Consider the following 6,889-nt stretch of genomic DNA (forward strand, 5'->3'; position numbering starts at 1 on the left):
GTACGCGGAGGCGTACCGCCCCCTTCGGCGTACCCGGCACCGGATCACCGCGACCGCCGGCCGACGCGCGGCCGGCGTCCGGTCGGCGTCCGGTCGACGTCCGGTCGGCGTCCGGTCGACGTCCGGTCGGCGTCCGGTCGACGTCCGGTCGGCACCCGATCCGCATCCGGTCGGCGCCCGATCCGCATCCGAGCGGCGTCCGACAGGCGCCCGATCGACGTCCGGTCACCGTACGCGCTCCAAGTCCCTTCCCCTCAGGGCGTTTTCACGCCAGCCCCTCCCAACTCCCGGGCCTCGGAGGTACGTTCGAAAGTGAGGGGTTTCGGCCGATCGCGGGGGCGGCCACCCGCCCTGCCACCACCCCGCTTCCGTCACGCTCCGTGATCACGGGAGGGAGGCGCCAAGGAGGGCCGAGGCTTGACATCCGTCCGCTCAGATCGGGCGCCCCGTCCGATATCCGGAGAGGAGACAAAGTCCCCCGTCAGTACCAAGATTCACTCAAGCCCCTTAGCGGAACTGGGCGTTCTCAGTATGTGAACACCTTGTTACACGCCGCTATGCCCGGTTTTGGACGGACCTCTCAGCCCCGCTCACCCCGTCGGCATAACAAGACAGTCACATCCTTCACTCGCCGCTCCCCGACCCTCCCCACCTGCGCTTAGAGTCACGGCCAGTCACCGCGCCACTGGGCGCGACCTACTGCACGGCCTCGTATCAGCACTCAGTACGGCCCGGCAATCACCAACGGCACCTCTTGCTCCGCAGCTCCACGGCACCGCCTCGGCAGAGGGGGCCGCGCCAGGGAAAGGACCCTTCGTGCGAAACCGTTCGTTGCTCATACTCACCACCGCGGTCACCGCGGGAGCACTCACCCTCACCGCCTGCGGTTCGCGCGACGACAAGGGCGGCGACGGCTCCAACGCGGGCGGCGGCATCACCGTCACCATCGGTCTGGACGCCCCGCTCACGGGCGAGCTGACCGCCCTCGGCCTCGGCATCAAGAACTCGGCCGACCTCGCGGTCAACACGGCCAACAAGAAGGAGTACGTCAAGGGCGTCACCTTCAAGCTGGTCGCCCTGGACGACCAGGCCCAGCCGTCCTCCGGCCAGCAGAACGCCACCAAGCTGGTCGCCGACAAGACCGTCCTCGGCGTCGTCGGCCCGCTGAACTCCGGCGTCGCCGAGTCCATGCAGAAGGTCTTCGACGACGCGAAGCTGGTCCAGGTCTCCCCGGCCAACACCAACCCGTCCCTGTCCCAGGGCCCGAACTGGGCCTCCGGCGACAAGAAGCGCGGCTACAAGACGTACTTCCGTACCGCCACCACCGACGCCATCCAGGGCCCGTTCGCCGCCCAGTACGTCTTCAAGGACGCCAAGAAGACCAAGGCGTTCATCATCGACGACAAGAAGACCTACGGCGCCGGCCTCGCGGGCACCTTCAAGGGCGAGTTCGAGAAGCTCGGCGGCAAGGTCGTCGGCACCCAGCACATCGACCCGGACACCAAGGACTTCTCCGCGGTCGCCACCCAGGTCAAGAGCTCCGGCGCGGACGTCGTCTACTACGGTGGCGAGTACCCGGCCGCCGGCCCGCTGGCCAAGCAGATCAAGGAAGCCGGCGCCAAGGTCACCGTCGTCGGCGGCGACGCGCTGTTCTCCCCCGAGTACGTCAAGCTCGCGGGTGCCGCCGCGGCCGAGGGCGACATCGCCACCTCCGTCGGCGCCCCCATCGAGTCCCTCAACTCCGCCAAGGAGTTCCTGGCCAACTACAAGGCCGCGAACTACAAGGAGGCCTTCGAGGCCTACGGCGGCTACTCCTACGACTCGACCTGGGCCATCATCGAGGCCGTCAAGAAGGTCGTCGACGGCAACGGCGGCAAGCTCCCGGACGACGCCCGCGCCAAGATCACCGAGGCCGTCCAGGGCGTCTCCTTCGAGGGCGTGACCGGCTCCGTCTCCTTCGACGAGTTCGGTGACACCACCAACAAGCAGCTCACCGTCTACCAGGTCACGGGCGGCGCCCACAAGCCGGTCAAGTCCGGCACCTTCGGCGGCTGATCCTCAGCACCACCCCACTCAGCACCACTCAGCACCACCTTTCACCGCGCGGGGGGCCGCACACCACAGGCACCCCGCGCGGTGTCATATCCGTCGAAAGTCTCGGAGGACAATGCGGTGAACGAACTGCCGCAGCAGCTGGTCAACGGCCTGCTACTGGGATCCATGTACGGGCTGGTCGCCGTCGGCTACACGATGGTCTACGGCATCGTCCAGCTCATCAACTTCGCCCACGGCGAGATCTTCATGACCGGCGGCTTCGGGGCCCTGACGGTCTGGCTCATCCTGCCCGGCGGCACCAGCATGTGGGTCGCCCTGCCCCTCATGATCATCGGTGCCGTGATCGTCGCGACGGCGATAGCCGTCGGAGCGGAACGGTTCGCCTACCGACCGCTCCGTGGCGGCCCGCGGCTCGCACCGCTCATCACGGCCATCGGCCTCTCGCTCGCCCTGCAGTACGCCGTCTGGGTCTGGTACCCGGAGGCCAAGTCCGCCCGGACCTTCCCGCAGATCCCCGGCGGCCCGATCGAACTGGGCCCGGTCACCATCCAGACCGGTGACATCTTCCTCGTGATCGCCGCCCCGATCTGCATGGCCTTCCTCGCCTTCTTCGTCATGCGCACCCGCACCGGACGCGGCATGCAGGCCACCGCGCAGGACCCGGACACCGCGAAGCTCATGGGCGTCAACACCGACCGCATCATCGTGATCGCGTTCGCCCTCGGCGCCGTCTTCGCCGCCGTCGGCGCCGTCGCCTACGGCCTCAAGTACGGCGTCGTCGACTACAAGATGGGCTTCCTCCTCGGACTCAAGGCGTTCACCGCCGCCGTCCTCGGCGGCATCGGCAACATCTACGGCGCCATGATCGGCGGCCTCGTCCTCGGCGTCGCCGAGACCATGGCGACCGCCTACGTCGACCAGATCCCCGGTATGGAGCAGCTCGGCGGCCAGTCCTGGGCCAACGTCTGGGCCTTCGTACTCCTCATCGTCGTCCTCCTCGCCAGGCCCCAGGGCCTGCTCGGCGAGCGCGTCGCGGACAGGGCGTGAGCACCATGACCACCATCTCCGAGAACCCCCAGGCCCCCGCCGCCGAGAAGGCCGTGAAGACCGCCGACCGTGGTCTGATCCGCCTCTTCCCGGAGGGGATCGCCCGCGCCGTCGTCCTCGGCGGCTCCCTCCTCACCATCGCGAGCTGTTTCCTCGCCTGGACCTGGGACCCCAGCTTCCCGGGCGACCTCACCGTCTACGGATACCCGGCCGGCCTCCAGCTCCAGGTCCTCCTGCTCGGCGCCCTCACCACCCTCTTCGCCCTCTCCTCGTACGGCATCAAGGGGTTGCGCTGGCTGACCCCCGCCGGCGCCGACGGCGCGATCCGCTTCGCCGCGCTCGCCACCTTCGCCACCACCCGGTTCACGGTCGACGCGATCAGCATCGAGCTCGGCGGCATGGTCAACCTGGAGCCCGGCGGCGTGATCGTCGCCGTCAGCACCCTGGTCACCCTCCTGGCCGCCCTGTCGCTGCCCTTCAAGCGCCCGGAAGTGCAGCCGGTCGACCCGGAGGACACCTTCTGGGACCGGACCATGCAGCGCCGGCGCAACAAGTGGGCCGTCACCAAGGCCGCCTTCTCCGCCCCGAACCCGGTGCGCAAGCTCCCCCCGCTGCCGTCCGCCGTCGAGATCCTGATCATCGCGGTCGTCCTCGGCCTCGCGCTCGGCGTCTTCACGTACGGCATCGGCACCGAGTACGACGAGCTGTTCCTCGGCTTCCTCATCACGGCCGGCCTCGGCTTCGCCGCGATCAGCGCCTCCGGTCTGCTCAAGCAGGCCACCCAGCTCACCTCGAAGCACCAGAACCTGTCGATCGCGGGCGCCTTCATCGCCGCGGCGCTGTTCCCCTTCACCCAGACCGACGACCAGTACGCGACGCTCGGCGTCTACATCCTGATCTTCGCCACGGTCGCCCTGGGCCTGAACATCGTCGTCGGCCTCGCCGGTCTGCTCGACCTCGGCTACGTCGCCTTCCTCGGCGTCGGCGCCTACGCGGCGGCACTCGTCTCCGGCGCCCCGACCTCCCCGTTCGGCGTGCACTTCCCCTTCTGGGCGGCCATCCTGGTCGGCGCCGCCGCCTCGGTCGTCTTCGGCGTCCTGATCGGCGCCCCCACCCTGCGGCTGCGCGGCGACTACCTCGCCATCGTGACGCTCGGCTTCGGTGAGATCTTCCGCATCGCGGTCATGAACACCGACGGCACCTCCGGCCCGGACATCACCAACGGCTCCAACGGCATCGCGTCCATCCCGAACCTGAACTTCTTCGGCTTCGACTTCGGCCAGACGCACACCATCGCCGGCTTCACCATCGGCCGCTTCGCCAACTACTTCTTCCTGATGCTGCTGATCATGGCGGTCGTCGTGCTGGTCTTCCGGCGCTCGGGCGACTCCCGCATCGGCCGCGCCTGGGTGGCGATCCGCGAGGACGAGACCGCCGCGCTCGCGATGGGCATCAACGGCTTCCGGGTGAAGCTCATCGCCTTCGCGCTCGGTGCCGGCCTCGCCGGCCTCGCCGGCACGGTGCAGGCCCACGTCACCTACACCGTGACGCCGGAGCAGTACCTCTTCGCCGGTCCCATCCCGCCCAACTCCGCCTTCCTGCTCGCGGCCGTCGTCCTCGGCGGCATGGGCACGATGAGCGGCCCGCTGGTCGGCGCGGCCCTGCTCTTCCTCATCCCGAACAAGCTCCAGTTCATGGGCGAGTACCAGCTCTTCGCCTTCGGCGTGGCGCTCATCCTGATCATGCGCTTCCGTCCGGAGGGCATCGTGGCCGACAAGCGCCGTCAGCTGGAGTTCCACGAGCACGACGAGCAGCCGGCCGCTGAGCCCGCCAAGGCAGGTGCCTGAACCATGACGACCACCACCACCAAGGCCGCCGCCACCACGGAGCCGGCCACCCCCGAGACCGTGCTCGACGCACGCGGGGTCACCATGCGCTTCGGCGGCCTGACCGCCGTCCGCGACGTGAACCTCACCGTCAACAGCGGCGAGATCGTCGGCCTCATCGGCCCGAACGGCGCCGGCAAGACCACCTTCTTCAACTGCCTGACCGGTCTCTACGTGCCCACCGAGGGCGAGGTCCGCTACAAGGGCCAGGTGCTGCCGCCGAAGTCCTTCAAGGTCACCGCGGCCGGCATCGCCCGCACCTTCCAGAACATCCGTCTCTTCAACAACATGACGGTCCTGGAGAACGTGCTCGTCGGCCGGCACACCCGCACCAAGGAAGGCCTCTGGTCCGCCCTGCTGCGCGGCCCGGGCTTCAAGAAGGCCGAGGCGGCCTCCGAGAAGCGCGCCATGGAACTCCTGGAGTTCGTCGGCCTCGCCCACAAGGCGCAGCTCCTGTCGAAGAACCTCCCGTACGGCGAGCAGCGCAAGCTGGAGATCGCCCGCGCGCTCGCGAGCGACCCGGGCCTGATCCTGCTGGACGAGCCGACCGCCGGCATGAACCCGCAGGAGACCCGCGCGGCGGAGGAACTCATCTTCGCCATCCGTGACATGGGCATCGCCGTGCTCGTCATCGAGCACGACATGCGCTTCATCTTCAACCTGTGCGACCGCGTCGCCGTGCTCGTGCAGGGCCAGAAGCTCATCGAGGGCGACAGCCAGACCGTCCAGAGCGACGAGCGGGTCATCGCCGCGTACCTCGGCGAACCGATCGAGGACACCCCGGCGCCCAAGGCCGACACGGAGACCCCCGCCTCGGAGACCCCCGACGCGGAGGCCCCCGAAGCGGAGACCGCCGCTCCGGCGGACACCGCCGACGAAACCGAGGACGACGAAGCCGAGGACGACGAAGCCGAGGACGACGCCCCGGCGGGCGACGCCCCCGCGGACGACGAGGCCCCGGCGGAGGAGACCCCGGCCGAGGACGACACCCCGGCGGACACGGCGGACGCCGCGAAGGACGCCGCTCCGGGCAAGGAGAACGACGCATGACCGCACTGCTCGAAGTCGAGGACCTGCGCGTCGCCTACGGAAAGATCGAGGCCGTCAAGGGCATCTCCTTCTCCGTGGAGGCGGGCGAGGTCGTCACCCTCATCGGCACCAACGGCGCCGGCAAGACCACCACCCTGCGGACCCTCTCCGGGCTCCTCAAGCCGGTCGGCGGCCAGATCAAGTTCGAGGGCAAGTCCCTCCGCAAGATCCCCGCCCACAAGATCGTCTCGCTGGGTCTGGCCCACTCCCCCGAGGGCCGGCACATCTTCCCGCGCATGACCATCGAGGAGAACCTCCTCCTCGGCGCCTTCCTCCGCAAGGACAGCGCCGGCATCGCCAAGGACGTCCAGCGCGCCTACGACCTCTTCCCGATCCTGGGCGAGCGTCGCAAGCAGGCCGCCGGCACGCTCTCCGGCGGAGAGCAGCAGATGCTCGCCATGGGCCGCGCACTGATGTCCCAGCCCAAGCTGCTCATGCTCGACGAGCCCTCCATGGGCCTCTCGCCGATCATGATGCAGAAGATCATGGCGACCATCGCCGAGCTGAAGGCCCAGGGCACCACCATCCTGCTCGTCGAGCAGAACGCCCAGGCCGCACTGGCGCTCGCGGACCACGGTCACGTGATGGAGATCGGCAAGATCGTGCTCTCGGGCACGGGCGGCGACCTCCTCCACGACGAGTCCGTCCGCAAGGCGTACCTCGGCGAGGACTGACGGTCCCGTACGAGAACGAGGAGGGCCCCCCCCCCCGCACCGGCGGGGGGGGGGCGGCGCGGCCGCGCGGGCTCGGAGCAGCGCCGGGCGGGGGGGGTGGGCGGGCGCGCGGGCTGGGGGGGGCCGGCGGCCCCGCGC

The 6,889-nt window shown here is 69.4% G+C and carries 5 protein-coding genes; all 5 read left to right on the forward strand.

The genetic code is table 11. The features are described 5' to 3' along the window. The first annotated feature begins 816 nt into the window (after positions 1-816). The 5 genes from ACFW1I_RS37485 (at position 817) to ACFW1I_RS37505 (ending at position 6,751) form a co-directional block, all read left to right on the forward strand. A complete protein-coding gene (locus ACFW1I_RS37485; RefSeq protein ID WP_384678455.1) occupies positions 817-2,055 on the forward strand; it encodes a branched-chain amino acid ABC transporter substrate-binding protein in 1,239 nt (412 codons plus the stop codon). Positions 2,056-2,172: 117 nt separating this feature from the next. Beyond that, complete coding sequence (locus ACFW1I_RS37490; protein ID WP_384678457.1) at positions 2,173-3,102, forward strand: branched-chain amino acid ABC transporter permease; 930 nt, start codon at positions 2,173-2,175, stop codon at positions 3,100-3,102. A 5-nt stretch (positions 3,103-3,107) separates the two neighbouring features. Then, positions 3,108-4,949, forward strand: coding sequence for a branched-chain amino acid ABC transporter permease (locus ACFW1I_RS37495; RefSeq protein ID WP_384678461.1), 1,842 nt, complete (start codon positions 3,108-3,110; stop codon positions 4,947-4,949). 3 nt (positions 4,950-4,952) lie between these two features. Continuing rightward, entirely contained in the window at positions 4,953-6,038 is a 1,086-nt protein-coding gene (locus ACFW1I_RS37500; protein WP_384678459.1) for an ABC transporter ATP-binding protein, read from the forward strand. Then, positions 6,035-6,751, forward strand: a complete 717-nt coding sequence (locus tag ACFW1I_RS37505; RefSeq protein ID WP_043219280.1) for an ABC transporter ATP-binding protein — start codon at positions 6,035-6,037, stop codon at positions 6,749-6,751. The genes ACFW1I_RS37500 and ACFW1I_RS37505 overlap by 4 nt, the downstream gene beginning before the upstream one ends. Positions 6,752-6,889: the final 138 nt, after the last annotated feature.

Origin of the sequence: Streptomyces sp. NPDC058955 (assembly GCF_042741435.1) — a bacterium.
Taxonomy (GTDB): Bacteria; Actinomycetota; Actinomycetes; order Streptomycetales; family Streptomycetaceae; genus Streptomyces.